Source organism: Streptomyces sp. NPDC051555, from assembly GCF_044454405.1.
GTDB lineage: Bacteria > Actinomycetota > Actinomycetes > Streptomycetales > Streptomycetaceae > Streptomyces.
Genome location: NZ_JBITDP010000006.1, coordinates 266,326 through 291,853, shown reverse-complemented (window position 1 = coordinate 291,853; position 25,528 = coordinate 266,326). Strand labels below are relative to the sequence as shown.

Genomic DNA, 25,528 nt, shown 5'->3' with positions numbered 1-25,528 from the left:
CGGACGTTCACCATTCCCCCGGTGCGGAGCGGCTTTCGCTGGCGCATCAACCCCCACCACTCCCCCGAGATGGACGCCGACGCGAACGCCTGGGCGTTCGGGCTGTTCAGCGACGACCCGCGGGTGCCGGCGCCGGTGCATGCCGACAACTACACGATGTGGGCCGCGCTGTGCTTCCCCGACGTGGACGCCGACCTGCTGACCAGGTGGTGCCGTTTCAACGCGCTGTACACGGTCATGGAGAACAAGCGGGAGGCCCTGTACGAGACGAGCGGCGCCGGTAGCGCGGAACGGCTGTGGGAACGCACGGTCACGCTGCTTTTCCAGCAGTCCCACGCCGACGACGTCTTCTCCGCCGGCGACTGGGGCGACGGACTGCCCCGGCACAACCTGACGGCGGCCATGGCGATCGCCGAGCGGCTCCCGGAGTCGCTGGCCCGGTACTTCCTGCGGCGCATCGCGTACATGGCGCAGGCGCAGTACCGGGAAGACCATGCGATCCGGTCACCCCGCATGGGGTGGGGCGAGTACCTGGAGTACCGGCACGTCAACTTCGGTGTCCCGCTGTTCACCGCCAGCCTTCCCGCGCTGCTGGAGCGAAACCTTTCCGCGGAGGAATGGGAGTCGGCCGAGCGGGGGCAGCTCGACCGGCTGACGGCGCATCACTGCTGCCTCGTCAACGACCTGTACTCGTTCCGGAAGGAGTGGAACGACAGGAAGGGGAAGAAGGCACACGTCCAGGCCGTTTCGGTGCTGCAACACGTGTACGTCCTGGGCCTTCAGGAAGCCCTGAACAAGCTCGTCGAGACGATAGAGGAGACGGAACGGCAGTACGTGGCCCTGCGCTCGCGCTGGGCCCTCACGCCAGAGGCGGACGAGTACTGCGACCGCCTGGAGGACATCAGCGCGGGGAACCTGCGCTACCACCAGACGTCGCCCCGGTTCCACGGGAGCGGTTTCGAGGGCGTGTTCACCGGCGGGGAACTGCAGGTGACCGGACCGGCGATCGGGAAGCCCAGGACCACCGGGAATAACGGGAGTACCGGGAGTACCGGGACGACCCGTCCGAAACCAGGCACGTCGACCACCAGCGATCCGGTCGAGGGCCCCGACCGTGCCCGCCCCGGGCCCGGTACGCCGCCCGCGCCCGCGCGGCATTGATCGTTCCCTGCCGACCGGCTCGTCCCACACCCGGCACAGTCAGCTGTCACGCTCGGCCACATCATCAAGAAGACTCATCCGAAAAGAAGACTCATCCGAACCAACCAGCCCGCCCGGCCGCCACCCACGCACCAAGGGCCCCGCTCCGTCCCGACATCGGCCAACGGCGCCGCGACGCCTGTCCGGGCTCGTCTCGGGTGCGGACGACCCGACGACCGCCGCCCGTGTCCACGCTGCGGTCGGCGGCCTGCTGCGAGGATCCCGTTCTCCGGCAGATCCAGCGCGTCGTAGCGTCTTCCTCATGAGCACTGGAAACGTCTCCGCACCCGCGATCCGCTTCTCGGCTGTCACGTTCGACTGCCCGGACCCGGCCGAGCTGTCCCGCTTCTACGGCGAGGCCCTCGGCCTTCCCGTCACCTACTCGAGCGATGACTTCGTCATGCTCGGTCAGGAGGGCTCTCCCGGGCTGGGGTTCAACCGGCTCGCCGGCTACCGACGCCCCACCTGGCCGGAGCCCTCCCAGGAGAAGCAGGCCCATCTCGAACTCGGCGTCGATGACCTGGATGCCGCCCAGGCCAGACTGCTCGCCCTGGGGGCCGAAGCGCCCGCCGTCCAGCCGGAACCCGAGCGGTGGCGTGTCCTGCTGGACCCGGCGGGCCACCCCTTCTGCATCACCACCCTGGCCTGAACCCGCAGCCTCGGGGGATCAGCTGTCCGAGGCGGGCCCGGAGACCATCCGCCGTGCCCACGCCGTCCAGACGGCGAACGCGGTGCAGTCGGAGTGCTCCCTGTGGACCAGGGGCGTGGAGGAGCGGGTCCTGCCGGTGCGGCGCGAGCTGCATATCGGCCTCGTGCCGTCTCCCCGCTCGGGCGCTGGCTTCCTGACCGGCACGATCCGCTCCGGAGACCAGTCCGACGAGGACGGCTTTCGGCGCGACAACCCCGTTTCACCGGCCAGAACTCGTAGGCGCTCTTGCTCGAACGAGGACTCGGGGCACTCCGGCGGCGACGCGGCCGGCGAGGTGCTCCGAGATGCCGTAGAAGGGTTCAAAGACCGCTGGCCCCGGCGCGTGAGGCGGTTGGTCACATCGGTTCGACCACCGAGAGGACGTTGCCGGCCGGGTCCTTGAACCAGGCGACGACCGGGCCGCCCTCCTCGCGCACGATGCCCTTCTCGTCCGCCGTGAACTCCGGGTAGCGCTCCATGACGACCCCGGCCGCCGTGAGCTCGTCGACCACGTGCTCGACGTCGGGCACCGGGAAATTGAGGACCGTGAAGCTCGCGGGCTCGTGGTTGTCCTTCGGGTAGACAAGCACTGCGGTGTCGTCGGTGAGGTGCAGGAAGAGCATGCCCTCGTCCTCGGAAACGCGCAGGCCGAGCGTCTGTCCGTAGAACTCCCTCGCCTTGCCGAGGTCATCGACGGAGAACCCGCTGAACGGCTTGCCGCTGCCTTCGAACATGATCATCCCTTCGACGCGGGGGCCCTTACCCATCGTCGCTCCGGACCCGGCCGGCGTCGAGCGGTGGGCCGGGGTGGCGGGCCGGGCGGCGGATCTGGCAGGCGGTTACGCTACGTGACCAAGCGTGCTGGGCGCCGGGCCCAGGGCCGGTGCTTCGCCCGCCCTGGCTAGGCTGTCGCCATGACCAGCGCAGCGCCGAGCCGTCGGTGGATCATGGGCGCCGGGCTCGGCGCGGCCGCGGCGGGGCTCGCGGGGTGTTCGGGCGAGCCCGCTCCGGTGCGGCGGCTGCGGCTCGCCACCGGGCCGGAGGGGGGTCCGTACAACGCCTTCGGGAAGGCTTTGGCGCAGGCCCTCGCCGCCGACGGGCGCGGCCCGGAGATCGTCCCCGTCAGCACCGCGGCCAGCGTGGACAACCTGCGGCAGCTGGACGAGGGGACCGTCGAGCTGGCCCTCGCGATGGCCGACACCGCCGAGGACGCGGCCCTGGGGCGGGAGTCCTTCGCCCGCCCCGCGACGCGCGTGAGCGCGCTGGCCCGGGTCTACGTGAACTACACGCACCTCCTCGTCCCGGCCGACGGCCCCGTGCGCGAGGCAGGCGCTCTCGCGGGCCGTCCGGTCGCGGCCGGCGCCGCCGGTTCGGGGGTACAGGTGATCGCGGGCAGGGTACTGCGGGCCACCGGGCGGGGCAGCGACGCCGCCCCGCCGGACGAGCGCCCCCTGGGCCTCGCCGCGTCGGTGGACGCGCTGCGCGCGGGACGGGTCGACGCATTGTTCTGGTCCGGTGGCGTTCCCACGCCGGCGCTCACCGGCCTGGCCCGCGAACTGCCGCTGCGATTCCTGCCGTTGGACAGCCACGTGGGCCCCCTACGGGAGCGCTACGGGCCCGTCTACTCGGCCGTCACCCTTCCGGCGGGCGTGTACGGACTCAACGAGCCCGTGGGGACCATCGGCGTCGGCAACTACCTCCTGGCCCGCGACGACCTCCCGCGGAGCGCCGTCGAACCCTTGCTGCGAGTGGTGTTCGACCGGTGGCGGGACCTGCTGCACGAGGTCACGGCGGGGGTCCGGCTCGAACCCCGGTTCGCGATATCGACCGGCAGCGTTCCGCTGCACCCCGGCGCGGTGGCCTACTACCGCTCGGTGTACGGCTGAGCCCTCACGCGGCGGGCAGCCGCAGTTCGAGGACCAGTCCGTGCGGCGTGTTCCCGGCGGCCCGGAGACCCCCACCACTGATCCGCGCGATCTCCTCGGCGATGGCGAGCCCCAGCCCGCTGCCTCTGACGTTCTGGTGCTCCGGGGACCGCGCGAAGCGCCGCAGCAGCAGCGGCAGTTGGTCATCGGGCACGCCGGGGCCGTCGTCGCCGACCCGCACCACGACATCCCCGTCGGCGGCGCGCGAGACGCTCACCTCGACACTGCCGCCGGGCGGAACGAACTTCACGGCGTTGTCGAGGAGCGCGTCCAGGACCCGGCCCACCGCGTCCGGCAGGGCCCGGACCAGCAGGCTCCCGGCAGGACCGTCGGCCGTCCTCCCCGCCACCGGCCCCGGCCCTGGCCCCGGCCCCGGACCCAGACGCAGCCCGGCGTCGTCGAACACCGGGCTCCAGGCCGCCATCCGGTCCTGTACCGCCCGCGCGGCGTCCTGGTCCCTCAGCTCCGCCGTACCGGACTCCACCCGCGCCAGCTCCAGCAGCCCGTCGAGCAGTTCCTCCAGCCGTGCCGCCTCGTCCAGGGCGCGGCCGTGCTCGGCCAGGCCGGACCCGACAGCGACGTACGGCTCGACGTTCTCCATCCGCAGCACCAACGTGGCCAGCGGATTGCGCAGTTGGTGGGAGGCGTCGGCGACGAAGTCGCGCTGACGGACGAGGGAGTCGGCGACGGCCTGCGCCATGATGTTGAAATGGCGTCGCAGGTGGCGCAGTTCGGGCGGTCCCGTGTCGGAGACGGCCCGCGCCTGGAGACTGCCCGCGGTCAGACCCTCCACCGCCCGGTCCAGGTCCCTGACCGGGCGCAGCAGCCAGCGTGCGATCCCGGCCGCGACCAGTGCGGCCGCCGCGAAGGCGGCGAGCGCCCCGGCGGCGATCAGCGACCACCGTGCCGTGACGTCCCGGCGGGCCGCCGCGGTCGGCAGGGCCATCAGCACGGCCCCGCTCACCCGCTCGTCACGGCCCACCGGTTCGGCCAGCACCACGGAATCCGGACCCCAGGGCCGAATGGTCGGCAACCGGTCGGTGGAACGGCCGGTGAGGGCCCGGCCCCGGGCTTCCGCCACCGCGCCGGAGGACTCCGGGGCCGCCCCCTCCCCCAGGGATCCGGGCGTTCCGGCCAGGGCCACCGTCCGGCCCGAGGTGTCGACCACGGCCACCGCGGCTCCGTACAGCTGCGCGTACCGGCCGATCTCGGCGGAGAGTTCGGAGCGGTCGGCCCCGGTGCGCATCCGCTCGGCGAGGTCGGCGAACCGTACGGCCTCCGAGCGGCGTTGCAGCAGCATGTGCTCGGTCCGTCCGCGTGCGTAGGCGTCCGCCAGCGGCAGGCAGAGCAGCAGCGTCGCGGCGCCCATGAGCACCAGCAGCACGGCCAGCAGCCTGCGCCTCACGGCGCCGGGTCCGCGGCGGTGGGGCAACCGAGCTGGTAGCCGAACCCCCGGACCGTGCGCACCAGTTGGGAGCGCCCGGTCTTGGCGCGGACACCGGCCACGTGCACATCCAGCGAGCGGGAGGTGCCGAGGAAGGCGTCACCCCAGATCCGGTCGAGGATCTCCTCGCGGGAGTGCACCTCGTCCGGGCGCGCGGCGAGGAAGGCGAGTACGTCGAACTCCCGCCGGGTGAGCTGGACTTCGACGCCAGCGACGGTCACGGTCCGGCCCGCCGGGTCCACCTCCACGTCCCCGGTGCGCACGACCCTGCCATCGGCGCGCACGGCATCCTCGTCGGGGCGGCCGGAGCGCGCCCCCGCGCGGCGGCGTACCGTGTCGATGCGGGCCATCAGCTCGGCCATCCGGAACGGTTTGACGACGTAGTCGTCGGCGCCCGCCCGCAGCCCCTGCAGGACGTCGCGCTCCTCGCACCGCGCGGTCACCACGATCAGCGGCACGTCGCAGACCGTGCGCAGCCTCCGCAGCAGTTCGAGCCCGTCCAGGTCGGGCAGGCCCAGGTCGAGGAGGACGAACTCGGCCTCACGCAGGTGCAACAGGGCGTCCAGCGCCCGGCCGACACGACGGACGGTGTGGCCGCGCTGGGCGAGCGCGGTGCCGAGGGCCTGGGCCATGCGGTCATCGTCCTCGACGAGTAGCGCGTGCATAGACAGTCCTGACCCCGATCCCGGACCAGCAGCTTACGCGAGGGCCCGCCCCTGGTCACCGGCGCCGCCTTCAGGCACGGCCTCGGCGGACGTCGTCGGCCGCCCCGGTTCCGGCTGCCGGCCCCCGCCGCCTGTCTCGCCGTTGGTCCCGCCATCGGCCTCGGCCTCGGCGCGGCTGAGCACGGCATGGCGGGTGTCGGGCATCAGGACGTACGTCACGAGGGAGATCAGCGCGCACCCGGAGACGTACCAGAAGAACAGGCTTTCGTGACCGCCGCTCTTGAACCACAGGGCGACGTACTCGGCCGTGCCGCCGAAGAGCGCGTTGGCGATCGCGTACGGCAGCGCCACACCCAGGGCCCGCACCCGGGTCGGGAACAGCTCCGCCTTGACGGCCGCATTGATCGAGGTGTAGCCGGTGACGATCACCAGGGCGAGCAGGGACAGGCCCAACGCGGACCAGTACGAGGACGCGGACCCGAGGGCCGTCATGATCGGGTACGTGCCGACGGTGCAGCCCACGGCGAAGGTGATCAGCAGGGGCCGCCGCCCGATCCGGTCGGACAGCATCCCGGCGAAGGGCTGCAGCACGGCGAAGAGCGCCAGCGCGGTGAAACTGACCAGCGTGGCCGTCGTCTTCGGCATCCCGGCGCTGCCGACGAGGTACTTGGTGAGGTAGGTGGTGTAGGTGTAGTAGGCGACGGTCCCGCCCAGGGTGAGCGCCATGACCAGCCCCGCCTGGCGCCGGTGTTGCCACAGGACCTTGAGGGTGCCGCGCGCGCTGTCGTCGGAGGCCGCCCCGGCCGCCGCCTCCTCCTTGAACGCGTCGGTCTCCGGGAGGCGACGCCGGATCCAGAAGACGACCACCGCGAACAGCGCTCCGAGGACGAAGGGGATCCGCCAGCCCCAGCTGCTCAACTGCGCTGCGGTCAGGGTGTGTTGCATCGTGATGAGCATTCCCAGACCGAGGAGTTGGCCGCAGGTCATCGACACGTACTGGAACGAGGAGCCGAGGCCCCGCCGGTTCGGTGCCGAGGCCTCGGTGAGGTAGGTGGCGCTGGCCGCGTACTCGCCGCCGATGCTCATGCCCTGGAGCAGGCGGGCGAGCAGCAGTACGAGGGCGCCGAAGTATCCGGCCTGACCGTAGGTCGGGGCGACGGCGATCAGCAGGGCGGCCACCGACATCATGGTCACGGTGAGCGTGAGCGCGCTCTTGCGTCCGTGCCGGTCGGCGGCCCGGCCGAGCACCCACCCGCCGACGGGCCGCATGAGGAACCCGACCGCGAAGATCCCCGCGGTGTTCATCAGCTGCGTGGTCGGGTTGTCCCCGGGGAAGAAGGAGTCGGCGAAGTAGATCGCGAAGCTGGCGTAGACGAACCAGTCGTACCACTCGACGAGGTTGCCGAGCGATCCGCCGACCAGGGCGATGCGGCGGTTCTTGCGTTCGTCCGCGAGCGGTGCTGCGGGGACGGCGACGGACGGGGACATGGCGCCTCCAGGCGAGACCCCGGCAAGGCGGGGCGGGAGCGGCCCCTAGGGCGGGGAGTGCCCAGAGCATGCTTCCTCCCCCACCGCCGGACAATGACCGCCTCACAGATCTAACGTCCCGCTAAGAAAGGGTGACGGCCGGACCGCGCTCGGAAGGCTCCGCGAGCCCTTACCTGAGGGCCCGCTTACCTCTCCCTTAAGCGGAACCTAAGACTCACACCCGCCGCCCCTAATCGAATGAATGTCCGTTTCGGGGCGGCTAGCGTGCTGCCACACCAGACCCCCGAGAAACACCAGAGGCAGGCACACGATGGGCAGTACGACCGGGCACCGGCGCACGGCGAGCAAGAAGGCGAAGGCCACCGGAGCGATCGCGGTGGCGGCGGTGATCGGTGGCGCCGCCTTCGTCTTCACCGGCAGCGCGCAGGCCGCATCCGTCGGAGCTGTGTACACGAAGTCCGCTTCCTGGAGCGGCGGTTACACCGGGCAGTACGTGATCACCAACAACACCGGACAGACCCAGCCGGATTGGACCCTGCAGTTCGACCTGCCCGCCGGGACGAGGATCGACTCCCTCTGGAACGGCACCCACACCGTCAGCGGTCAGCACGTCACCGTGAAACCCGCCGGATGGAACAAGGAACTGGCCGCGGGAGCCTCCGTCACGGTGGGCTTCGTGACGAGCGGCGGCACCGAAGCCGGCAACCCGACGGCCTGTCGGATCAACGGGGTGAAGTGCTCGGTGGACCAGGGCGCGACGCCCCCGCCCGGCGGCCGCCCCACCACCGCTCCGACGGCGACGGCGAGCGCCCCCGCCCCCTCCACGCCGTCCACCCGGCCCACCCCCGCCGGGACGCCGACGCCGACCGCGACCACACCCACCGCTCCCCCGCCCGCCACCGGCACCCCCTCTGCAGGCGGGGCGCGATTCGCCCCGTACGTGGACACCTCCCTGTATCCCGCCTACGACCTGCTCGACACCGCCGCCAAGACGGGGGTGAAGGAGTTCCACCTCGCCTTCATCACCTCCGGCGGCGGCTGCGCGCCGCTGTGGGGCGGTGTCACCGGCCTGGCGGACGACAAGGTCGCCGGGCAGATCGGCGCGCTGCGGGCCAAGGGCGGCGACGTACGGGTCTCCTTCGGCGGCGCCGCCGGGCACGAACTGGCGCTGAATTGCGCGAGCGCCGCCGAACTGGCGGCGGCATACGGCAAGGTCATCGACCAGTACCGGCTGACCAAGGTCGACTTCGACATCGAGGGCGCCGCCCTGCCCGATACCGCGGCGAACGCCCGTCGCGCCCAGGCCATCGCCGCGCTGCAGAAGTCGCACCCGGGGTTGGACGTGGCGTTCACCCTGCCCGTGATGCCGGAGGGCCTCACCCAGCCGGGTGTGGCGCTACTGGCCGACACCAAGCGGGCCGGGGTCCGGATCGACGGCGTCAACATCATGGCGATGGACTACGGGCCCGCGTACGGCGGAGACATGGGGCAGTACGCGATCCAGGCCGCCACGGCCACGCAGGCGCAGGTCAAGGGGGTGCTGGGGCTCTCGGACGCGGCCGCGTGGAAGGCGGTCGCCGTCACGCCGATGATCGGCGTCAACGACGTCGCGAGCGAGGTCTTCACCCTCTCCGACGCGGTACAGCTCGTGGACTTCGCGAAGTCTAAGGGGATCGGACGGCTGGCGATGTGGTCCGCGACCCGTGACCAGCAGTGCCCGGCGGGCGAGCTGAACCACGCCGAGCCGACGTGCAGTTCGATCGCGCAGCAGCCGCTGGCCTTCACGAAGGCGTTCGCAGCGCTTCGCTAGTGCTGTGGCCGGCCCCGCGGCAGGCCCTCGGCCCCACCGCTCGCCGGTGCGGCTGCGGCGGCTACGCGCCGTCCCGCGCGAGGATGGATCCATGGCAGACACTTTCACCACACGAGCCATCGACGTGACCACCGGCTCCAGGGAGTCCGTGCACGATCTCACCGCCGCCTGCGTGGAGTTCCTACGGGAGGCCGCGCGCGGACGCGACGGGCTGCTCAACGTGTTCACCCCGCACGCGACGGCCGGGCTCGCCGTCATCGAGACGGGTGCGGGCAGTGATGACGACCTGCTGGAGACACTGCGTACGCTGCTCCCGGCCGACGACCGCTGGCGCCACCGGCACGGCTCGCCCGGACACGGCCGCGACCACGTGCTGCCCGCCCTCGTACCACCGCACGCCACGCTGCCGGTGGTACGGGGCGAGCTGGCGCTGGGTACCTGGCAGTCGGTGGTCCTGGTGGACACCAACCGGGACAACCCCGAGCGCACGGTACGACTCTCCTTCCTCGGCTGAACGAGCCCGGCCCCGACGGGTCACCCCGATGGCCGCCGGCTCACAGGGGTGACCACATCCGGCAGGATCCCTACGCGGAGACGGGGTGGGCCGTACGCCCGAGTCGCCCCTGGACGCCCAAGGAAGTCGATGCGGCGAGTCCGTCTCCGCCACCTCTGCCGGTCCGGCGGCCCGAAAGGCGGTGGCGAGCCCGGGTGAGTTCCTGATCGGCTCCCACGGCTACGGAGCCCCGCAGCTGGGCGGCCAGCCGGTCGTAGCCGTCGCGCGGGGCGGGCGGGGCCGCCCGGGATGCGGGGGCCGGTGGTGCCGGGGGGCCCGGCCGCGAAGGCGGCGGCGGGTGCGGCGGCCGGGCCGGGGTCGGGGGTGCTGGACTGCGGGAAGGTGAACAGGCCGCCGGGGTAGGCGAGCGCTTTGACGCGGCGCAGCCGGGGGAGGTTCGCGCCGTGGTACGCCATGGCAGCGTGGGTCTCGCGCAGCCGGCGCAGGCGTTCTTCGGTGTGGGGCGGCGGTGTGGAGGCGTGCCAGTAGGAGTGGTGCTGCGCGACTCCGGTGGCGGAGCGGTGGGGGAAGGCAGTGGCGTCCGGCGCGATGTCGGCCATGGCGCCACCGAGGGAGTCGATGAGCACGCCGCTCGCGCCGGACGCGGTGGTCATCGTGCGCAGGCGCTCGACCGTAGGTGTGCTGTGCCTAGGCAGACGGTGGCCTGGTTGCCTTCGCCGGCTGGTTCGAAACTGAGGTCACAGCTCACTCCGCCAGGGCCCCTTGCCCGGCGCGACGGACAGGATGTTCCTTTGACCGCCACCGGCACCACCAGTTCCGCCGTTCTCGAGCAGCTCCAGCGCCGATCCGCCGACCCGAAGCGGCGCATCCTGTTCACTGGCGCGACCATCGTCACCATGGACCCCGACTCCGGTGTCCTGGAGGGCGCCGATCTCCTCGTCGAGGGCGATACGATCGCCGCGATCGGCCCGGGCCTGGACCGGGAGGGTGCGGTGGTTGTCGATGCGGCCGGCACGATCCTGACGCCGGGCTTCGTCGACACCCACCGGCATGCCTGGGAGACGCAGCTGCGTCGGATCATGCCGGACGTCGACGACCTCGGCGCCTACGTGAGGTCGACTCTTGCCGGCTACGCCACGGTCTACCGGCCCCACGACATGTACGTCGGCACCCGGCTGGCCGCTCTGACGGCGATCGACAGCGGCATCACGTGCATGCTCGACTTCTCCCACAACTCCCGCACCCCCGAGCACTCCGACGCCGCCGTCCAGGCGCTGGCCGACACCGGTATTCGTGGTGTGCACGCCTCGATGGGCCCGCACTTCGGCGACTGGGACGAGCAGTGGCCAGGCGACCTGGCCCGGCTCAAGGACAGGTACTTCGCGAGTGACGACCAGCTGCTGACCCTTCGCCTGGCCGCGCTGGCCACCGACGAGATCGCCGAGGCCGCTCTCGCCTACGGCCCGCGGCTCGCCCGCGCGGCGAAGGAACTGGGCATCGGGGTGAGCGTGGACGCCGTGTTCGGCGCCTCCTCCTCGCAGGCCGTTCTGGAATGGGAGAGGGACGGCATCCTGGGCGCTGACCTCACCCTGATCCACGCCACCGGCCTGACCCTTCGGGCATGGAAGGCGATCGGGGAGAGCGGAACGACCATTGCCCTGGCCCCGACCTCGGACGCCCAGATCGGACTGGAGAGCGCGATCCCCGCGGTCGACGAGGCCCTGTCGGTGGGGGTGCGGCCGGGTCTGAGCATCGACGTCGAAGTGGCGCTGGTCAGCGACATGTTCACGCAGATGCGGGCCCTGCACGCCATCCAGCGGATGCGCGCGGTCAACGCCGTCTACGGCACCGACCGGCGGCCTGCCCGCATCACCACCTACGACGTCCTGGACTTCGCGACCCTGCAGGGCGCCCGCACCAACGGCCTGGACGGCGTCACCGGTTCGCTCACCCGGGGCAAGAAGGCTGACCTCCTGGTCATCCAGGCGGAGGACCTCAACAACATGCCGCTCAACGACGCGGTCGGCACCATCGTCCTGGGCTCGGACGCGCGCAACATCAGCGCCGTCCTCATCAACGGCGAACCCCGCAAATGGAACGGCCAGGTCCTCGACGTCGACCTGCGCGCTCTGCGCGACGAGGTCCACGCCTCCCGCGAGTACGTGCTCAACACACCCGCGGCCTGAGCACCGCCCCTTCGTTTCGAAGACCCGAGCAGCACCTCCTGCGGGCCTCGGCCCAAGCGGTGCGCCGCCTCACCCGGCCCGCAGAGCAGAGGCGCGCGCCAGCCATCCCGCAGGAGACGACGTGACTGCGGCCGCGCCCGCGCGCCCCTGCATCAGGGCCTCGACCAGCACCACCGACGACACCGAAAGAGATACCGACATGACCACCACATCCTGGACGGCGCCGCACCGCCGACATCGCCGTCCTGCGCCTGGCCGACGCCCCCGAAGCTCCCGCCGGCGCGGTACCGGCCCGCGGCGGCCACCTCGACCTCCTGGTCACCGGCGGGCAGGTGCGCCTCTGGAACGGCCGCCCCCTCGACGCGGCCGACTACCTCGACGACCTGGGTTTCTGGGCCTTCGGCGTCATGAGGGTGATGGAGGTCCCCGTGATGAGGGTTTCGGAGTGCTGGACGAGCCTTTCGTAGTCACGTGCGTGCCTGCGGGCCCGCTCGTCCCGCGTCATACCCCGTAGTGCGCCCCACCCCACGACCACACCGCCCCGCCCCACCCGACATCGAACCGCACCCGCACCGTGCGGTACCCGGCACCGACGAGCACCAGCGGCGCCGTCGTCGGCATCGCCACGGGCACCTCGAGATCGAGGGGACGCCGTCCTGCCGCCTGAAATCGGCGTCCACCGAGCCGACGGGCGTGATCCAACCGATCCGCACCACGGCGGCGAAGTCGGTTCGGCGGACGCCGAGTCGCACTGCGGCCTGGTCCGGGCCGAGCGGGACGTGCCGGTCGAGGAGGGCCGTCAGGTCCCGCCGACGGGCCAGGGCTGCCACCTGACCCCGGTGCACGTGCGGGAGAGCCGGCTCTCCCCCGAGATGGACCAGCGAGTGTCGCGACGGGAAGACGTGCCGGATTGCACCCCTCATGGATGGAGCGTCACGCGGCGTGTTCGGTGCACAGGCAGCCGACGCCCCGCTCGATCCAGTCCTGGCCGACCCACTCGGGATGACGCTCGATCAGCAGGGCCCGGACCTCGGCGACGATCTCGTCCTCGCCCATCGCGGAGTCGCGCCGCCGCCACGTCTCGTCGCGCAGCTCGCGCAGGTAGTCGCGGACGTCGGCGAGCACCTGCGGGCCACCGAGGTCGCCGTGACCGGGCACCACCACCCGGGGGCCGGTGGCGGCGAGCCGGTCCAGCACCGCCAGCCAGCGCACTCCCGAGACGTCCGTGTCGTACGGCGGGAACCACGGGAAGATGGCGAACTGCCCGGTCTCGGCCAGGTCCCCGGTGAACAGCACGCCGGCGTCCGGTACCTCGACCACCTGGTCGCCCATGGTGTGGCCCCGGCCGGTGGGCCGCAGCCGTACGGTTCGGCCGCCGAGGTCCAGGTCGTACCCGTCGTCGTAGACCACATCGGGGGTGGGCACCCGGACGCCTTCGAGGCGGTGGGCGATCGACCCGCCGAGGCCCCGGAACATCTCCAGGTATCCAGGCCCCTTCGCCTTCAGGTCATCCGCCTGGGCGCGGTTGACCAGGTACGTGGCGTGGCCGGCGAAGGTCTGGGCGCCGAAGGCGTGCTCGGGGTGGAAGTGCGTGGTGGTCAGGTAGAGCCGGCGGCCCTTGGCCACCTCGGAGGCGAAGGCGAGGACCTGCTCGGCGTTGGCGGTGCCGATCCCCGTCTCGACGACCAGGACGGCCTGCGTGCCGCCGATGACGCCGATGTTGGGCACCAGCTGGACCTGGTGGTTCGGGATCACCACCAGGTCGGGGGCGATCTCCTGGGCACCGGCAACCTGCACAGCGGGGTCGGGCATCAGTTCGTTGGTCATGCTCCGAGTCGACCACCCGGGCCTTCCGGTCGTCCAAGACCCGTTCAGCGATCTCGATACCGTACGGGTATCGGACTGGAGGCTTCGAGCAACTCGCCGCAATGTGCGCGGGAGACCGCGGACAGGGCAGGACGGGTACAGGCCGTACGGGCCCAGGCCGGTCTCCCAACTCGCCCACCCTGTACGGCCCTTCTCGTTTCACGGCCGAACCGGGTCCCTATCCTCCAAGATCGCTAGGACATGACCTCGAGTGGCCGCAGGAAGCGGCGCTCATACCGCTTGATGCAGCGGGTGTTGCGAGCCAGTTCGAAGGCGTCCTGGCACTCCGGGTCGGTCGTGCTGTCGGTGCGGTACTGCTCGTACGCGGCGAGACTGGGAAATGAGAAGAGGGCATAGGCGATGTCGCTGTCGCCCTCACTCGGCAGGAAGTAGCCGTGGTGCGTCCCGCCCAACCGGTTGACGAGCCCGACCCAGCGGCGCCCGTATTCCTCGAAGTCCGCAAGCTTGTCGGCGTCGATCTCGTACTTCAAATGAATGGTGATCACGCCCCACATCATGCTGTATGCCGGTTCGGACTCGAAGGCACCCTCCGCGCCTCGGCGATCACCTGACAGATGTAGATGGGTCTACCTCCCGGGCCATCAAGCAGCCCACCTGCCGCCCGAGGATCGTGCGAGCAACAGTGCGCATACGGCGCGCCCGGTCCGTGCAGTACATCCCGTCCCCCTATGATCCTCCGTCACCCGACTGGCCGCCGGGACGCGCACCCGGGCACCCGGGCACCCGCGCACCCGCCAGGTCGGATCCAACGGTCGTGACCGCACTCTGCCGTACCGGCAGGCTGTGCGGACGCGTCAGCCGGTGGGTGTGCCGACCTGGTTGCGTTCCAGGGAGGTGCGCAGTTCCGAGAGGGCCCGCGCGGCCGCCGCGACGGGGGATGCCTCGATTCCGCCTGCGATCAGTTCGGTCAACCGCTCGGTGAAGGAGGCTTCCGCGGCGTCGACCAAGCGCAGGCCGTCGTCGGTCAGGGCGAGCAGCGAGGAGCGGCGGTCCGACGGGTTCGGCCGGCGCGCGACCCACCCCTGCCGTTCCAGGCGGTCGACGCCCTTGCTGGTGGCTCCGATACCGATGGCGAACTCCGCGGCCAGGTCCGCCACCCGGGCCCCCGGGTGGTCGCGGAGGTGACGCAGGAACTCGAACTGCGAGGTGACGATCCCGTGCCGCTCGCGAAGAACGTCATTGAGGGCGTTGTACAGACGCGTCTCACAACGGACGAGGTCGGCGAAGAAGTCCGAGAGGTCGACGGGGTCACCGCTCAATGTAGATGCCATGGCATATAGTGTAGTGGAATGGACTTTGGACGGGAGCAGCCACGTGAGCAAGGAACAGCGGGCCAGGATCGACGCGCTACTGCGGCAGCCCCGACCTGAGGGGCCTCAATCGGTCGAGGCGGTCCGCGCCGGATTCGAGGCGCTGATGTCCCGGATGATCGTGCCCGACGTCATCCGCACCAGGCGGACGACGCTGGGCGACCGACCCGCATTGCGCGTCGAGCCGGACACCGATCCGCGCGGTGGGACGATCCTGTACTTCCACGGAGGCGGCGGGGTGTTCGGATCCCCCGAGACCGCGCTCTCGCTGACCGGGCACCTCGTGGCCAAGACCGGTTTCAGGTCGTACTCGCTGGACTACCGGCTCGCCCCCGAGCACCCGTTCCCCGCCGCGATCGAAGACGCCCTGAGCGCCTATCGCGCCCTGCTCGACGGCGGCGAGGACCCTTCGGCCATCGCGTTCGCCGGGGACTCCGCCGGCGGCGGCCTCACCGTCGCCACCTGCCTCGCCGCCCGCGACGCCGGGCTCCCGCTGCCCGCCGCGATCGTGGCGTTCTCCCCCGGACTGGACGCCACCCAGTCGGGCGAGACCCTGGACACCAAGGCGGGCGTCGACCCGTTCTTCACCCGTGAGCGCCTGGAGCACACCGCAGCCATGTACCTCGCCGGAGCCGACCCGCGCCAGCCCCTGCTCAGCCCGGCCGTCCTCGCCGACCTGACCGGCTTCCCACCGATGCTCCTGCAGGCGGGCACCAACGAGGTACTCCTGGACGACTCCACCCGCATGGCCGCCCGCGCCCGCGCGGCCGGAGTGGACGTGATCCTCGACATCACCGCCGACGTGCCCCACGTGTTCCAGTCCTTCGCCGGCGTTCTCGACGAGGCCGACCATGCGCTGGACCGCGCAGCCCTCTTCCTCACCCAGCAGGTCCGCACCCCCGACGCAACCGCCGCATAGGCTCGCAACCGTCCGGCCGCACAGCACCCATCCGCAGCTCCGGCCCCCGACACCAACTCCCGGGTCATCTCCCGATCCGGGTGGCACCGGTATCCGACCACCACGGCCTCGGTGAGCGTCTGTCAGGCTTGCGAAGGAGCCGGGCCCGGGGGGCGCTTCGCGGGGACCTCCCCAGCAAGCCGAACAATTACTCGCCCCCAGAAAGGGGAACGCCATGACCGACAGGACCGCAGTGATCACCGGGGTGGGACGCCGAGCCGGGCTGGGTTTCGCCGTCGCCCAGGAGCTGTGCGATCAGGGCTTCCACGTCTTCCTCACCGCCCGCGACCTCGAAGCCGCCGAACCGCTGGCCGCCCAACTACGCGCAGAGGGGCACGAAGCCACTGCCCTGCGCCTGGACCTGTCGGCCCCCACAAGCGTGCGCGAGGCAGCCGACGACCTCGCCCGGCGCATCGGTCAGCTCGACGTACTGGTCAACAACGCCAGCGCGATGCCCGACTTCCAGACCCTGTCCGCACTGGACGCCGACATGGACCACGTGCGTACCCATCTGGAAGTCTCCGCGCTGGGCCCCTGGGCGCTGACCCAGGCGCTGCTACCGCTCCTGACGTCGGCCCCCGCCGCCCGGATCGTGAACGTCTCCAGCCTGTCCGCACAGCAGATCGCCACCGGGCTGGACCTCGGCGCACCACTGCGTTCCCCGGGATACTCCATGGCCAAGTACATGCTCAACGCCTTGACCGAGGTGCTCGCGCGGGCCCTTGCCGACACCTCGATCCTGGTCAACGCCGTGGATCCCGGCAACACCGCCACCCATCCCGAGCGAGGCTACGACGAGACCGACCGGACCGCGGCCGAGAGTGCCCGCGACATCGTCCGCGCCGCCACCCTGGGCCCCGACGGCCCCACCGGCCAGCTCTTCAGCAACGGCCGGCCCCTCGCCTGACTTCCCACTCCACCAGTGCGTCTACGGCCTCGACGACGTTCGCAGTGGCGAGTTCGTGTACGGGGTCGGGCTTTCCGGAGAAGGAGGCGGCACCTGCTGGCAGCACGGGCTACACGGCGGTGGCCGATCCGGAGGGAAACGGGCTCTGCTCGGACTCGGCGATGGGGAACTGCACCCCGGTGAGGTTTTCGGAGACGGCCCAGAGCCGCTGCTGAACGGCTGCCCCGTACGACTGCGGGCTGGAGGTGACCACCCGGGGGTGGCCCTTGACCTCGTTGCGTCCGCCGGGGCCGTAGTACTGGCCGCCGAGCGCGGCGGGGTCGGTGGCGGCCCGCAGGGTCGGCAGCGCGCCCATCGCCGGCGCCTGGGTGATCAGCGGCGCGAGCAAGGTGAGCGGAAGCCGGAGGGTCGCGGGGCTGTTGCGGGCGAGCTCGGTGCTGGACATCCCGGGGTGTGCGGCCACCGCGACGGTGGTGCCGTGCGTGGCGAGCCTGCGCTGCAGCTCGTAGGTGAACATGAGATTGGCCAGTTTGGACTGACCATAGGCGGCGGCCCGGATGTACGACCGCTCCCAGTGCAGGTCCTCGAAGTGGATCGCGGCTCGGATGCGGTGGCCGGTGCTGCTGACCGTCACCACTCGCGAGCCGGGCACCGGCAGCATCAGGTCCAGCAACAGCCCGGTGAGCGCGAAGTGGCCGAGGTGGTTGGTGCCGAACTGCATCTCGAAGCCGTCCCGGGTGGTCTGCTTCGGGGTGTACATCACGCCGGCGTTGTTGATCAGCAGGTCGATCCGGTCGAGTCGGGACCGCAGCGACGCCGCCGCGGTCCGCACCGAGTCGAGCGAGGTCAGGTCCAGGGCCTGGACGGTCACATCGCCGGTCATGCGGGCCGCGGCCTGCTCGCCCTTCTCGACGTTGCGTACGGCGAGCACCACGGACGCCCCGTGCTCGGCGAGCGCCTTGGCGGTTTCGTATCCCAGTCCGGTGTTGGCCCCGGTCACCACGGCCACTCGCCCGCGCTGGCCCGGAATATCAGCCGTCGTCCACTTTGCACTCATGTCAACCTCCCACCTAGTTACGTACCGAAGGTATCTTGTCCCTGCGACGCTAAAGTACCGTAGGTACATTGTCAATGTACCGGAGGTACCTAAGTTAGGCTGGTGATCGTGACTTTCCAGCGGGCGCGAACCGAAGAGCAGCGGGAGATCCGCCGACGGGCGATCCTCGACACGGCGTCGGCGATGCTCGATGAGATGCCCGTTGCCGCGGTCACCCTGAACGAGCTCAGCCGCCGGGTAGGACTGGCGAAGCCGAACGTGCTGCGCTACTTCGAGTCTCGCGAGGCGGTGCTGCTGGAACTGCTGGACCATTTCCTGCAGGAGTGGCTGACCGAACTGGCAGGCGAGTTGGCCGCCGGCGTCGACGAGAATCTGCCCATGGCCGAGCGAGCGGCAGCGGTGGCCGAGATTCTCAGCCGCTCGCTCTCCGGCCGAGCGGTGTTGTGCGACCTCTTCGGAGCACAGGGCAGCGTCCTGGAACACAACGTCTCCGTCGAGGTCGTCGCACGCTACAAGCGCGCCTCCCTGGACCGCCTGACCACCATGACCACCCTGCTCCTGAAGTACCTGCCGGAGCTGGGCGAGAACGCGACGCTGTTCAGCCTGCAAACCATGGTCATGGCCGGCGCACTGTCGGCGTACAGCACACCCCCACCCAGTCTGCAGGCGGCCTACCGGGCCGAGCCCGACCTGGCCCGCTTCCACCTGGAGCTGCGGGACTACTTGAAGCAGGCTCTGACCGCAACCCTGCTAGGCGTGCTACCCCGCGGCTGACGTGCGTGGCACTGGAACAGCCTCTCAGCACTGTTCAACCGAGGAAGTCGACGCGGTCGATGAGGCCGTCGCGCACGCGATAGGCCACCAGGACGCGGACGGGCTCGTCGGCCAGGCCGTGGGCGACCTCGTGGTCGACCACCCACTCGCCTTCGCTGAGCCGCCCGACGATCTCCGCCCGGCAGCGGCCTTCGCCGAATTGTCCGGCGTACCGGTCACGCAGCGCGCGGCGGCCGCGCAGTTGGCTGCCGTCGGCCCGGTGCACCGTGACGTCCTCGGCATAGGTGGCGACGAAGGCGTCGATGTCGTGGCTGTTGTAAGCAGCGAGCTGCTGCTCGACCACGTCACGCGGTTCGGTCATGTGCTTGATCGTTTCCTTCTTGGTGGAGGGGTTCAGGCCGCGAGACGGCGGGTGGCGAGTTCGGCGTAGAGCGCCGCTCCGTCGGGGAGCACCGCGTCGTCGAACTCCGCGTAAGGAGAGTGGTTGACCGGCAGGCTCTCGGGATCGGTCCCCTTCGGGGCGGCGCCGAGCCACGCGAACGATCCCGGAACGGCGTCGAGTACCCGGGAGAAGTCTTCCGACCCGGTCATCGGGTTCGCCATCGTCCGGAAGCGTTCCTCGCCGAAGGCCTCCCGGACGGTGTCCGCGAGGAAGTCGGTCTCGGCCCCGTCGTTCACGGTCACCGGGTACCCGGGAAGGTACTCGATCTCCGCCCGCAGGCCGTGGGCGGCCGCGACGGCCCGCACCAGCTCCACCACGGTGTCGGTGACCTTGGCCCGCGCCTCGGCGGAGAAGGTGCGCACGGTCGCCTCGAAGCGGGCGGTCTCGGGGATGATGTTGCGCTGGGTGCCGGCCTGGAGGAGTCCGACGGTGATCACCACCGGATCGAACACGTCGAAGCGGCGGGTCACCATGGTCTGCAGGGCGGTGACCATCTCGCAGGCCGCCGGGATGGGGTCCTTGGCCCTATGAGGCACCGAACCGTGCCCACCCGCACCGTGGAGGGTGACGTTCAGCGCGTCGGATGCGGCAAGGATCGGTCCGCGCCGGGAGCTGAACTCCCTGTGCGGCATGGTCGACGCCACGTGCAGGGCGTATGCGGCGACCGGGCGCGTGCCCGCCGCGTCCAAAACGCCTTCGGCCAGCATGGCTCCGGCGCCGTCCCAGCCTTCCTCACCGGGCTGGAACATGAAGACCACGTCGCCGTGGAGTCGCTCCCGCCGTGCGGCGAGCAGGTGTGCGGCGCCCGCGAGCATGGCGGTGTGCAGATCGTGTCCGCAGGCGTGCATGGCACCGTTGTCGGAGGCGAACGGCAGCGGGGCCTTCTCGATGACCGGCAGCCCGTCCATATCGGCGCGCAACAGCACCGCCGGCCCCGGTCGCCCGCCGCGCAGCACCGCGGTGACCGAACTCAGCGCGGAGCCCTGACTCACTTCCAGCGGCAGTCCCTCGAGAGCCTGCAACACCCGCTCCTGGGTGCGCGGGAGATCAAGGCCCAGCTCGGGGAACCGGTGGAGGTCGTGGCGGAGCCGGACCAGGTCCGGAGCCAGAGCCAGGGCGTCGTCGTGCAGGGACACAGGTACCTCCATCGAGCCCGCGTGTGGCGGGAACTTGTGCAGAGCGATCTTGTTCCGCGATTCTGGAGCCCGCAGCAGGGATTTCCCGTAATTTCGCAGGATCACACCACCAGAAGGCCCTTCGATGAACGAATCAACCGGCAGCCGACGGTGACCGGCTCCGATGCGACCGTGGACGAGTTGGATCTCGCTCTGGTGAACGCGATCCAGCTGCGGCCCCGGGCACCCTGGTCGCTGCTCGGCCAGACCCTCGGGATCAGCCCGGTCACCGCCGCGCGCCGCTGGCGACGGCTCTCGGAGGCCGGGATCGCCTGGGTGACCGCCTACGGCCTGCCCCACCCCGAGGACCGTGGTTGCGTCGCCTACCTCGACGTCGGCTGCGCTCCCGACCGGATTCTGCAGATCGCCGACGAACTGGCCGAGGACCCGCACGTGATGACCATCGAGCACCTCTCCCAGGGCTGCGACCTCGTCGTCACCGCGGCCTTCACCGACTTGGCGATGGTCTCCCGGTACACCGCCGAACGGTTGGGCAGGCTCCCGGGGATCACCACCGTCCGCGCCCACCTGGCGACCGGCTTCTACGCCGAGGGAATCCGCTGGCGGCTGGACTCGCTGGACCCCGCCCAGCGCCTGGAACTCCACGACGATCACCCGGCGGGCCACGGGCCGCCCTCCGGAGCACGAGCCGAAGTCCGCCACGAGGACAGGGAACTGCTCATCAGACTGGGCGTCGACGGCCGCCTCGACCAAGCCGAGCTGGCCGCCGCCACCGGGCTCAGCCCGACCACGCTGCGCCGCCGCCTCGACCGGCTGGCCGCCTCCGACGCGATCCGTTTCCGCTGCGAGATCGCCGCCCGCGACGCCGGCCGACCGGTCCTGGCAACCTTCCGGGCCGACATTCCTCCGGACCGGCTCGACGAGGTCGGCCCGCAGCTCGCCAGGCTCCCCGAGATCCGGTTGTGCGTGGCCGTCACCGGCCGGCACAACCTCATCCTCTCCGTCTGGCAGCGCTCCCTCGCCGACGTCCAGCGACTGGAAGCCGCACTCGCCCGCAGGTTCCCCGACCTGCGGGTGGCCGAGCGCCGCGTGTCACTGCGCACCGTAAAACGGATGGGCCGGATCCTCGGCGCGGACGGCCGCGCCGTCCGCGCCGTTCCGATGGACATCTGGCGAGACCCGATCCCGGCCTCCTAGCGGTGGTTTGTTGACGGGCCTCAGATCCCCGCCGTCCCAGCCAGTGCTGTCTGCGCGCCGGGCTGCATGGCATCGCGGACCAGGGCGGTGTCGACGAACTGTTCGAAGCGGACGATCAATCCTCCGCGTACGACGAAGTGGTGGGCGACGCGTACGTCGAGCGGTTTGCCGGTGGCCTTGTTGGTGGCGGTGTAGCGGGCGAGGACGACGACGTTCTCGCCGTCGACGATGTAGGTGTCGTCGTGGGCGGCCCAGCCGTCCCAGGACTTGCCGAGCTGTTCCATGACGGCGGAGGTGACACCCGTGGGGGTGCGGTAGGTACCGGCCAGGGGGAAGCCGGCCATCTCGGTCCATTCCACGTCGTCGGCCAGGGTGGCCCGCAGGGCTTCCAGGTCGCCGTTGGCGGAGGCGAGGTACTGGCGGCGCACCACGTCGACGGGGGCGGCGGAGGCGTGGCAGTCGTTGGTCTCCCGCATGGGACACAGCCTTCCTTGGATGAGGTCGAGGTGCTGGTGGGGGCAGGCGGCAGGTGGGTACGCGCCTGGCTGCTCCGTAGCGCTGGAGCAACCGGTGGATGCCCGCGCCGAGGACGACGGCGGACAGGGCGACGGGACATCGGTGAAGAACAGCCCGGGGCCGGTCCCGTGGTCGGGGTGGGTCGGTCAGCCCCAGGTCATTTCGCCCTTGGCGACCTTCGCACCGAGCTGGGCCGCGATGAGCATGCCGGATTCGGGGTAGCGGGTGACCAGCGCCTTGGTCAGGGCCTCGCCGCTGTCGGCCGCGCCCAGCTCGTCCTCGAAGGCGGTGAGGTAGTCCCGGGTGTAGGTGATCGGGCTCGCGTCCAGGGCGGCGGCGGTGGGCAGCCGGTGGCCGGGGACGGCGAAGGCGGGGTCGAGGGCCGCCATCTCATCCAGCAGCTCGATCCACACGGCGCGGTCCTGGGGCTTACCGGTGTCGGCGACCCAGACGTGTTCGTTCTGGAAGAGCAGGACGCCGGCGACGATCGCCCGGTGTTCGGCCTGCCACAGGTAATGGCGGTCGGGCAGTCCCGGGTGGCCGCCCTTGAGCTGGAAGACGTGGCCTTCGAAGGTGAGGTCACCGGTGAGTTCGGCCATCTCGACCAGGCGGGTGGGGCGGTTGACGCCGACCGGCTCCCAGGCCTTGAGCTTGCCCTCGTACGCGGCCTTGATGTGCTCGATCACCAGCGGTGTCGCCAGGATCTCGGCATCGGGGAAGGCATCGGCGATGACCTCGGCGCCCCAGTAGTAGTCGGGGTCGGCATGGCTGATGAAGACCTGGGTGAGGGTCTTGCCGGAGTCCAGGATCTCGGCGGCCAGCCGGTGTCCGTCGGCGCGGGTGAATCCGGTGTCGATGAGGAACGCGTCGCGCTCCCCGGTGATGAGGGTGGCGGTCTTGTTCTTCGAGCCGACGGGAAAGTCCAGGTCAATGACCTTGAAGTCGAGAGTGCTCATCATCATGTCCTTTGCCGGTATCCGGTGAGGGGTCGTGCGGGCTGAGGCCGGCTGATGGTCGTGGGGGGTTCAGGTTCGCCCCGCCGTGTGCGGACGGCGCCGACCGTGCCGGTGTGTCGGCGGAGATTCAGCGACTGGACGCAACCGGCCGGGTGTGGGCGGCGCAGAACTGCGCCAGGAGTGTGTCGATCTTGTCGGGACCGGCGTGGCCGGCGGCGAGCACCGCGGTGCGGTCGCCGTCCTGGGCCAGGAGGGTCGGGTAGGCGCGCGCGCCCAGGGCGGCCGCCCGCCGGAAGTCGGCTTCGGCCGCGAGGGAGGCGGCAGATGCGGTGAGCGCGGCGCCGACTTCCAGCGTGTCAAGGCCGGCCGCCGCGGCGATCCGGGTGAAGGTGTCGCGGTCGGACAGGCTCGATCCGTCCTGATAGAACGCGGCTTGCACGGCCATGGCCAGCTCCACCGCTCGCTCCGGTGCCGCCTGCCGCAGCACGGCCATGCCTCGGGCGGCGTCCAGCGAGTCCATGATGAACGAGCCGTCGGCGATCAGCCGCTCGTACCCCGCCCCGAACCCGACACCGGTCAGCTCGCTGATCTTGGCATTGGCGCCCTGGACATAGCCGAATTCGCGGATCGGCACGGCCCGCGGCCCGGTGAACAAGCCACCCGATACGACCTCGACGGGCAGTTCGGGGTGTCGCAGGGCGACCTCGGCCAGGGTGGGGGCGAAACCGTAGGACCAGCCGCAGTAGGCGTCGAAGACGTAGAGGAGTTTCACAGGAAGGCCTTCGCAGAGGGAGTCGCTCCGCACCGAAGCGATGTACCTGCTCCAACAGTATCTGTCGCGTCAGGTATTCCCGCTCGGTGAAGGCCCCGCACCCTCAGGGCTTCGTCCCCTATCGCAGGCGGGGCAGAGCGTCCCGCGCCGAGCGGGACAGGATCCGCAGGCACTCCATGAACTGCTCCCGCGCCTCCTCGGGCAGCGGTGCCAGGAAGTAGCGGCGGATGTTCTCCACGTGCAGCCGGCTGGCCCGCACCACGATGTCCTCACCCCGCCCGGTGAGCCGCACCAGCCTGCCCCTGCGATCCGCGGGGTCGTCGGCGCGCACCACCAGGCCGGCCGCCTCCATTCGGTCCACCAGGCGGGTCATTCCGCCCGTGGTCAGGACCCGCTCCTGCGCGATGGCTCGCATCGACATGCCCGGACCGCCCGCCCGGCCCACGATCAGCAGCACCTCGTACATCAAGTGGCTGATCCCGAACTCCTCCTCGATCGCACCACCCAGCAGGTACTCCAGCCGCCCCGCGGCACCCTGCAGCCGTCCGAACGCGAGCACCAGCTCGTCATTCGCCGCCTCCTGCGCCGAAGTGATCCCCGCGCCTTCGCTCACCCGCCACACCCTTCGCTCGTCAGATCCGACTCAGCACGATCATCGCCTTCCGGCCGACCGGCTCGCGCCAACACCCCCGAGTGGGCGCCGGGCTCCGGCCTGGGTGCTCGGTCACCAGCGCGGCCAGCTCGTGGCCGTCCACCTCGTGGCCCGTGGCGAGCTCGGCCGCCGCCCGATCCTCGATGGCGGCCAGTCGCTCCTCGTAGAGGAGGGCCGCCATGCCTCGACCGGTCCGAGCAGCCGAAAGTCGATCGAAGGCCCCATCGCGCTGCCTCTTCGGCGCGAAACCGGGGGTCACCATAGCCGACCGGCGATCACTGTTTCGGCGTACACCTGAACGCGTCCGGCCGCGTCCGGCCGCGTCCGACTGGACGTGCTGGGTCTGCCGCTCTGGATCAGCTGTCGCGCCGGTACGCGCCGGGTACGGTCCCGTGCGTGCGTGTGGACGCGTGGGCGTAGGCGAACCCGGGTGGGTAGCCGACCTGGGCGGCGGTGGATCTCGACACCGAGCACCGTCTCCTGCTCGTGGCCGCCTGGGGAGCGATCGAGCACTCGGGTATCCCGTTGCACGCGCTGCGAGGTACGCAGACGGGTGGTCGCGGTCGTGCCCGAGCGGGCGGGACAGCGGGGAGGAGGAGGCGTTACGCTACTTATGTATGGATATCCAGCTGTCGTGAGAGAGTCCACGTCTCAGAAGGCAGGGACCTGCCATGAGCCAGTACGACGAGTACTCCACCCCCTCGCAGGCCGAGGGCGAGCGGCTTGACGAGGACATGGACGAGGCCCAGCGAAGGCAGCGCCACCCGCAGACGCAGCGCAGCACTCCGTCGCAGGCCGAGGGTGACCGCGAGGCGGATGAGGACGGGAAGAAGTAGCGGGGCGATCCCACGCGGGGGCCGAACCGGGGCCCGGCCCAAGGGGAGTCAAACCGCTCTTCGCGGGCAGGAGCGTGCCATGACGCTCCCTCACCACACCTCTCTGTCAATGGCCCCGGCGATCGGCCCCTCCTGGGTTCACCTGCTCGTGATGGGCTTCGCGCTGATCGTCCTCGTACGCTCGCTCACACGGCACCGGTGAGGAACC

The 25,528-nt window shown here is 70.8% G+C and carries 29 protein-coding genes and 1 pseudogene; 14 read left to right on the top strand and 16 right to left on the bottom strand.

What is annotated here, in order from left to right; translation table 11 throughout:
* The first annotated feature begins 21 nt into the window (after nt 1-21).
* The 3 genes and pseudogenes from ACIBEA_RS16160 to ACIBEA_RS16150 form a co-directional block, all read left to right on the top strand.
* Entirely contained in the window at nt 22-1,161 is a 1,140-nt protein-coding gene (locus ACIBEA_RS16160) for a terpene synthase family protein (protein ID WP_399261241.1), read from the top strand.
* 301 nt (nt 1,162-1,462) lie between these two features.
* The gene (locus ACIBEA_RS16155; RefSeq protein WP_399261239.1) at nt 1,463-1,849 is read left to right on the top strand and encodes a VOC family protein; all 387 of its coding nucleotides are present in this window, start codon (nt 1,463-1,465) and stop codon (nt 1,847-1,849) included.
* Between the two features lie 22 nt (nt 1,850-1,871).
* Nucleotides 1,872-2,105, top strand: a pseudogene (locus tag ACIBEA_RS16150) (aldo/keto reductase); the annotation flags it as partial.
* A 139-nt stretch (nt 2,106-2,244) separates the two neighbouring features.
* Here the strand turns inward: ACIBEA_RS16150 and ACIBEA_RS16145 are convergent.
* Complete coding sequence (locus ACIBEA_RS16145; protein WP_399261237.1) at nt 2,245-2,622, bottom strand: VOC family protein; 378 nt, start codon at nt 2,620-2,622, stop codon at nt 2,245-2,247.
* Nucleotides 2,623-2,802: 180 nt separating this feature from the next.
* Between ACIBEA_RS16145 and ACIBEA_RS16140 the strand changes: the two genes are divergently transcribed.
* Complete coding sequence (locus tag ACIBEA_RS16140) at nt 2,803-3,774, top strand: TAXI family TRAP transporter solute-binding subunit (protein WP_399261235.1); 972 nt, start codon at nt 2,803-2,805, stop codon at nt 3,772-3,774.
* A gap of 4 nt (nt 3,775-3,778) precedes the next feature.
* On the opposite strand, the gene ACIBEA_RS16135 is transcribed toward ACIBEA_RS16140, so the two are convergent.
* Genes ACIBEA_RS16135 through ACIBEA_RS16125 form a run of 3 tightly spaced genes read right to left on the bottom strand, consistent with a single transcriptional unit; the run spans nt 3,779 to nt 7,410 of the window.
* A complete protein-coding gene (locus tag ACIBEA_RS16135; RefSeq protein ID WP_399261233.1) occupies nt 3,779-5,218 on the bottom strand; it encodes a sensor histidine kinase in 1,440 nt (479 codons plus the stop codon).
* A complete protein-coding gene (locus ACIBEA_RS16130) occupies nt 5,215-5,922 on the bottom strand; it encodes a response regulator transcription factor (protein WP_399261231.1) in 708 nt (235 codons plus the stop codon). The genes ACIBEA_RS16135 and ACIBEA_RS16130 overlap by 4 nt, the downstream gene beginning before the upstream one ends.
* Nucleotides 5,923-5,955: 33 nt before the next feature.
* On the bottom strand, nt 5,956-7,410 hold the full coding sequence (locus ACIBEA_RS16125; RefSeq protein ID WP_399261229.1) for an MFS transporter: 1,455 nt from the start codon (nt 7,408-7,410) through the stop codon (nt 5,956-5,958).
* A gap of 310 nt (nt 7,411-7,720) precedes the next feature.
* On the opposite strand from ACIBEA_RS16125, the gene ACIBEA_RS16120 reads away from it, so the two are divergent.
* The 3 genes from ACIBEA_RS16120 (at nt 7,721) to ACIBEA_RS16110 (ending at nt 11,920) form a co-directional block, all read left to right on the top strand.
* Complete coding sequence (locus tag ACIBEA_RS16120) at nt 7,721-9,220, top strand: cellulose binding domain-containing protein (RefSeq protein ID WP_399261226.1); 1,500 nt, start codon at nt 7,721-7,723, stop codon at nt 9,218-9,220.
* Between the two features lie 91 nt (nt 9,221-9,311).
* On the top strand, nt 9,312-9,734 hold the full coding sequence (locus tag ACIBEA_RS16115; RefSeq protein WP_399261224.1) for a secondary thiamine-phosphate synthase enzyme YjbQ: 423 nt from the start codon (nt 9,312-9,314) through the stop codon (nt 9,732-9,734).
* Nucleotides 9,735-10,525: 791 nt separating this feature from the next.
* Nucleotides 10,526-11,920 (top strand): amidohydrolase family protein, encoded by a 1,395-nt coding sequence (locus ACIBEA_RS16110; RefSeq protein WP_399261222.1) that lies wholly within the window; start codon nt 10,526-10,528, stop codon nt 11,918-11,920.
* Nucleotides 11,921-11,989: 69 nt separating this feature from the next.
* On the opposite strand, the gene ACIBEA_RS16105 is transcribed toward ACIBEA_RS16110, so the two are convergent.
* Nucleotides 11,990-12,121 carry a hypothetical protein gene (locus tag ACIBEA_RS16105; protein ID WP_399261220.1) on the bottom strand — a complete coding sequence of 44 codons (132 nt, stop codon included), beginning with the start codon at nt 12,119-12,121 and terminating at the stop codon, nt 11,990-11,992.
* A gap of 131 nt (nt 12,122-12,252) precedes the next feature.
* On the opposite strand from ACIBEA_RS16105, the gene ACIBEA_RS16100 reads away from it, so the two are divergent.
* Complete coding sequence (locus ACIBEA_RS16100) at nt 12,253-12,387, top strand: hypothetical protein (RefSeq protein WP_399261460.1); 135 nt, start codon at nt 12,253-12,255, stop codon at nt 12,385-12,387.
* 466 nt (nt 12,388-12,853) lie between these two features.
* Here ACIBEA_RS16100 and ACIBEA_RS16095 read toward each other — a convergent pair whose 3' ends face one another.
* The 3 genes from ACIBEA_RS16095 to ACIBEA_RS16085 form a co-directional block, all read right to left on the bottom strand.
* A complete protein-coding gene (locus ACIBEA_RS16095) occupies nt 12,854-13,747 on the bottom strand; it encodes an MBL fold metallo-hydrolase (protein WP_399261218.1) in 894 nt (297 codons plus the stop codon).
* A 233-nt stretch (nt 13,748-13,980) separates the two neighbouring features.
* The gene (locus tag ACIBEA_RS16090; protein ID WP_399261216.1) at nt 13,981-14,292 is read right to left on the bottom strand and encodes an NIPSNAP family protein; all 312 of its coding nucleotides are present in this window, start codon (nt 14,290-14,292) and stop codon (nt 13,981-13,983) included.
* 309 nt (nt 14,293-14,601) lie between these two features.
* Nucleotides 14,602-15,078, bottom strand: coding sequence for a MarR family winged helix-turn-helix transcriptional regulator (locus tag ACIBEA_RS16085; protein WP_399261214.1), 477 nt, complete (start codon nt 15,076-15,078; stop codon nt 14,602-14,604).
* A 43-nt stretch (nt 15,079-15,121) separates the two neighbouring features.
* Between ACIBEA_RS16085 and ACIBEA_RS16080 the strand changes: the two genes are divergently transcribed.
* Nucleotides 15,122-16,036 carry an alpha/beta hydrolase gene (locus tag ACIBEA_RS16080; RefSeq protein WP_399261212.1) on the top strand — a complete coding sequence of 305 codons (915 nt, stop codon included), beginning with the start codon at nt 15,122-15,124 and terminating at the stop codon, nt 16,034-16,036.
* A 214-nt stretch (nt 16,037-16,250) separates the two neighbouring features.
* Nucleotides 16,251-16,982 carry an SDR family NAD(P)-dependent oxidoreductase gene (locus ACIBEA_RS16075; RefSeq protein WP_399261210.1) on the top strand — a complete coding sequence of 244 codons (732 nt, stop codon included), beginning with the start codon at nt 16,251-16,253 and terminating at the stop codon, nt 16,980-16,982.
* A 109-nt stretch (nt 16,983-17,091) separates the two neighbouring features.
* Here ACIBEA_RS16075 and ACIBEA_RS16070 read toward each other — a convergent pair whose 3' ends face one another.
* On the bottom strand, nt 17,092-18,039 hold the full coding sequence (locus tag ACIBEA_RS16070; protein ID WP_399261209.1) for an SDR family NAD(P)-dependent oxidoreductase: 948 nt from the start codon (nt 18,037-18,039) through the stop codon (nt 17,092-17,094).
* Nucleotides 18,040-18,147: 108 nt separating this feature from the next.
* On the opposite strand from ACIBEA_RS16070, the gene ACIBEA_RS16065 reads away from it, so the two are divergent.
* Entirely contained in the window at nt 18,148-18,813 is a 666-nt protein-coding gene (locus ACIBEA_RS16065) for a TetR/AcrR family transcriptional regulator (protein WP_399261450.1), read from the top strand.
* Nucleotides 18,814-18,847: 34 nt separating this feature from the next.
* Here ACIBEA_RS16065 and ACIBEA_RS16060 read toward each other — a convergent pair whose 3' ends face one another.
* Nucleotides 18,848-19,174, bottom strand: a complete 327-nt coding sequence (locus ACIBEA_RS16060; protein ID WP_399261207.1) for a nuclear transport factor 2 family protein — start codon at nt 19,172-19,174, stop codon at nt 18,848-18,850.
* A gap of 32 nt (nt 19,175-19,206) precedes the next feature.
* The gene (locus ACIBEA_RS16055) at nt 19,207-20,391 is read right to left on the bottom strand and encodes a M20 family metallopeptidase (protein WP_399261205.1); all 1,185 of its coding nucleotides are present in this window, start codon (nt 20,389-20,391) and stop codon (nt 19,207-19,209) included.
* A 171-nt stretch (nt 20,392-20,562) separates the two neighbouring features.
* On the opposite strand from ACIBEA_RS16055, the gene ACIBEA_RS16050 reads away from it, so the two are divergent.
* Nucleotides 20,563-21,588, top strand: a complete 1,026-nt coding sequence (locus ACIBEA_RS16050; RefSeq protein WP_399261203.1) for an Lrp/AsnC family transcriptional regulator — start codon at nt 20,563-20,565, stop codon at nt 21,586-21,588.
* 20 nt (nt 21,589-21,608) lie between these two features.
* Here ACIBEA_RS16050 and ACIBEA_RS16045 read toward each other — a convergent pair whose 3' ends face one another.
* The 5 genes from ACIBEA_RS16045 to ACIBEA_RS16025 form a co-directional block, all read right to left on the bottom strand.
* Nucleotides 21,609-22,064, bottom strand: coding sequence for a nuclear transport factor 2 family protein (locus ACIBEA_RS16045; RefSeq protein ID WP_399261201.1), 456 nt, complete (start codon nt 22,062-22,064; stop codon nt 21,609-21,611).
* A gap of 186 nt (nt 22,065-22,250) precedes the next feature.
* Nucleotides 22,251-23,060 (bottom strand): MBL fold metallo-hydrolase, encoded by an 810-nt coding sequence (locus tag ACIBEA_RS16040; RefSeq protein ID WP_399261199.1) that lies wholly within the window; start codon nt 23,058-23,060, stop codon nt 22,251-22,253.
* A 127-nt stretch (nt 23,061-23,187) separates the two neighbouring features.
* Nucleotides 23,188-23,832, bottom strand: coding sequence for a DsbA family protein (locus ACIBEA_RS16035; RefSeq protein WP_399261197.1), 645 nt, complete (start codon nt 23,830-23,832; stop codon nt 23,188-23,190).
* 118 nt (nt 23,833-23,950) lie between these two features.
* Complete coding sequence (locus ACIBEA_RS16030) at nt 23,951-24,445, bottom strand: MarR family winged helix-turn-helix transcriptional regulator (protein WP_399261195.1); 495 nt, start codon at nt 24,443-24,445, stop codon at nt 23,951-23,953.
* A 19-nt stretch (nt 24,446-24,464) separates the two neighbouring features.
* On the bottom strand, nt 24,465-24,665 hold the full coding sequence (locus ACIBEA_RS16025; protein ID WP_399261193.1) for a hypothetical protein: 201 nt from the start codon (nt 24,663-24,665) through the stop codon (nt 24,465-24,467).
* A gap of 490 nt (nt 24,666-25,155) precedes the next feature.
* On the opposite strand from ACIBEA_RS16025, the gene ACIBEA_RS16020 reads away from it, so the two are divergent.
* Entirely contained in the window at nt 25,156-25,320 is a 165-nt protein-coding gene (locus ACIBEA_RS16020; protein WP_399261191.1) for a hypothetical protein, read from the top strand.
* A gap of 79 nt (nt 25,321-25,399) precedes the next feature.
* A complete protein-coding gene (locus tag ACIBEA_RS16015; protein WP_399261189.1) occupies nt 25,400-25,522 on the top strand; it encodes a hypothetical protein in 123 nt (40 codons plus the stop codon).
* The last annotated feature ends 6 nt before the right edge of the window (nt 25,523-25,528 follow it).

Bases quoted from the DNA above. Each gene is read 5' to 3' on its own strand.
- ACIBEA_RS16155 (WP_399261239.1), top strand. From the start codon at position 1,463: ATGAGCACTGGAAACGTCTCCGCACCCGCGATCCGCTTCTCGGCTGTC.
- ACIBEA_RS16145 (WP_399261237.1), bottom strand. From the start codon at position 2,622: ATGTTCGAAGGCAGCGGCAAGCCGTTCAGCGGGTTCTCCGTCGATGAC.
- ACIBEA_RS16140 (WP_399261235.1), top strand. From the start codon at position 2,803: ATGACCAGCGCAGCGCCGAGCCGTCGGTGGATCATGGGCGCCGGGCTC.
- ACIBEA_RS16130 (WP_399261231.1), bottom strand. From the start codon at position 5,922: ATGCACGCGCTACTCGTCGAGGACGATGACCGCATGGCCCAGGCCCTC.
- ACIBEA_RS16125 (WP_399261229.1), bottom strand. From the start codon at position 7,410: ATGTCCCCGTCCGTCGCCGTCCCCGCAGCACCGCTCGCGGACGAACGC.
- ACIBEA_RS16120 (WP_399261226.1), top strand. From the start codon at position 7,721: ATGGGCAGTACGACCGGGCACCGGCGCACGGCGAGCAAGAAGGCGAAG.
- ACIBEA_RS16115 (WP_399261224.1), top strand. From the start codon at position 9,312: ATGGCAGACACTTTCACCACACGAGCCATCGACGTGACCACCGGCTCC.
- ACIBEA_RS16105 (WP_399261220.1), bottom strand. From the start codon at position 12,121: ATGTCGGTATCTCTTTCGGTGTCGTCGGTGGTGCTGGTCGAGGCCCTG.
- ACIBEA_RS16095 (WP_399261218.1), bottom strand. From the start codon at position 13,747: ATGACCAACGAACTGATGCCCGACCCCGCTGTGCAGGTTGCCGGTGCC.
- ACIBEA_RS16085 (WP_399261214.1), bottom strand. From the start codon at position 15,078: ATGGCATCTACATTGAGCGGTGACCCCGTCGACCTCTCGGACTTCTTC.
- ACIBEA_RS16075 (WP_399261210.1), top strand. From the start codon at position 16,251: ATGACCGACAGGACCGCAGTGATCACCGGGGTGGGACGCCGAGCCGGG.
- ACIBEA_RS16070 (WP_399261209.1), bottom strand. From the start codon at position 18,039: ATGAGTGCAAAGTGGACGACGGCTGATATTCCGGGCCAGCGCGGGCGA.
- ACIBEA_RS16060 (WP_399261207.1), bottom strand. From the start codon at position 19,174: ATGACCGAACCGCGTGACGTGGTCGAGCAGCAGCTCGCTGCTTACAAC.
- ACIBEA_RS16045 (WP_399261201.1), bottom strand. From the start codon at position 22,064: ATGCGGGAGACCAACGACTGCCACGCCTCCGCCGCCCCCGTCGACGTG.
- ACIBEA_RS16040 (WP_399261199.1), bottom strand. From the start codon at position 23,060: ATGAGCACTCTCGACTTCAAGGTCATTGACCTGGACTTTCCCGTCGGC.
- ACIBEA_RS16025 (WP_399261193.1), bottom strand. From the start codon at position 24,665: ATGGCGGCCCTCCTCTACGAGGAGCGACTGGCCGCCATCGAGGATCGG.
- ACIBEA_RS16020 (WP_399261191.1), top strand. From the start codon at position 25,156: ATGAGCCAGTACGACGAGTACTCCACCCCCTCGCAGGCCGAGGGCGAG.
- ACIBEA_RS16015 (WP_399261189.1), top strand. From the start codon at position 25,400: ATGACGCTCCCTCACCACACCTCTCTGTCAATGGCCCCGGCGATCGGC.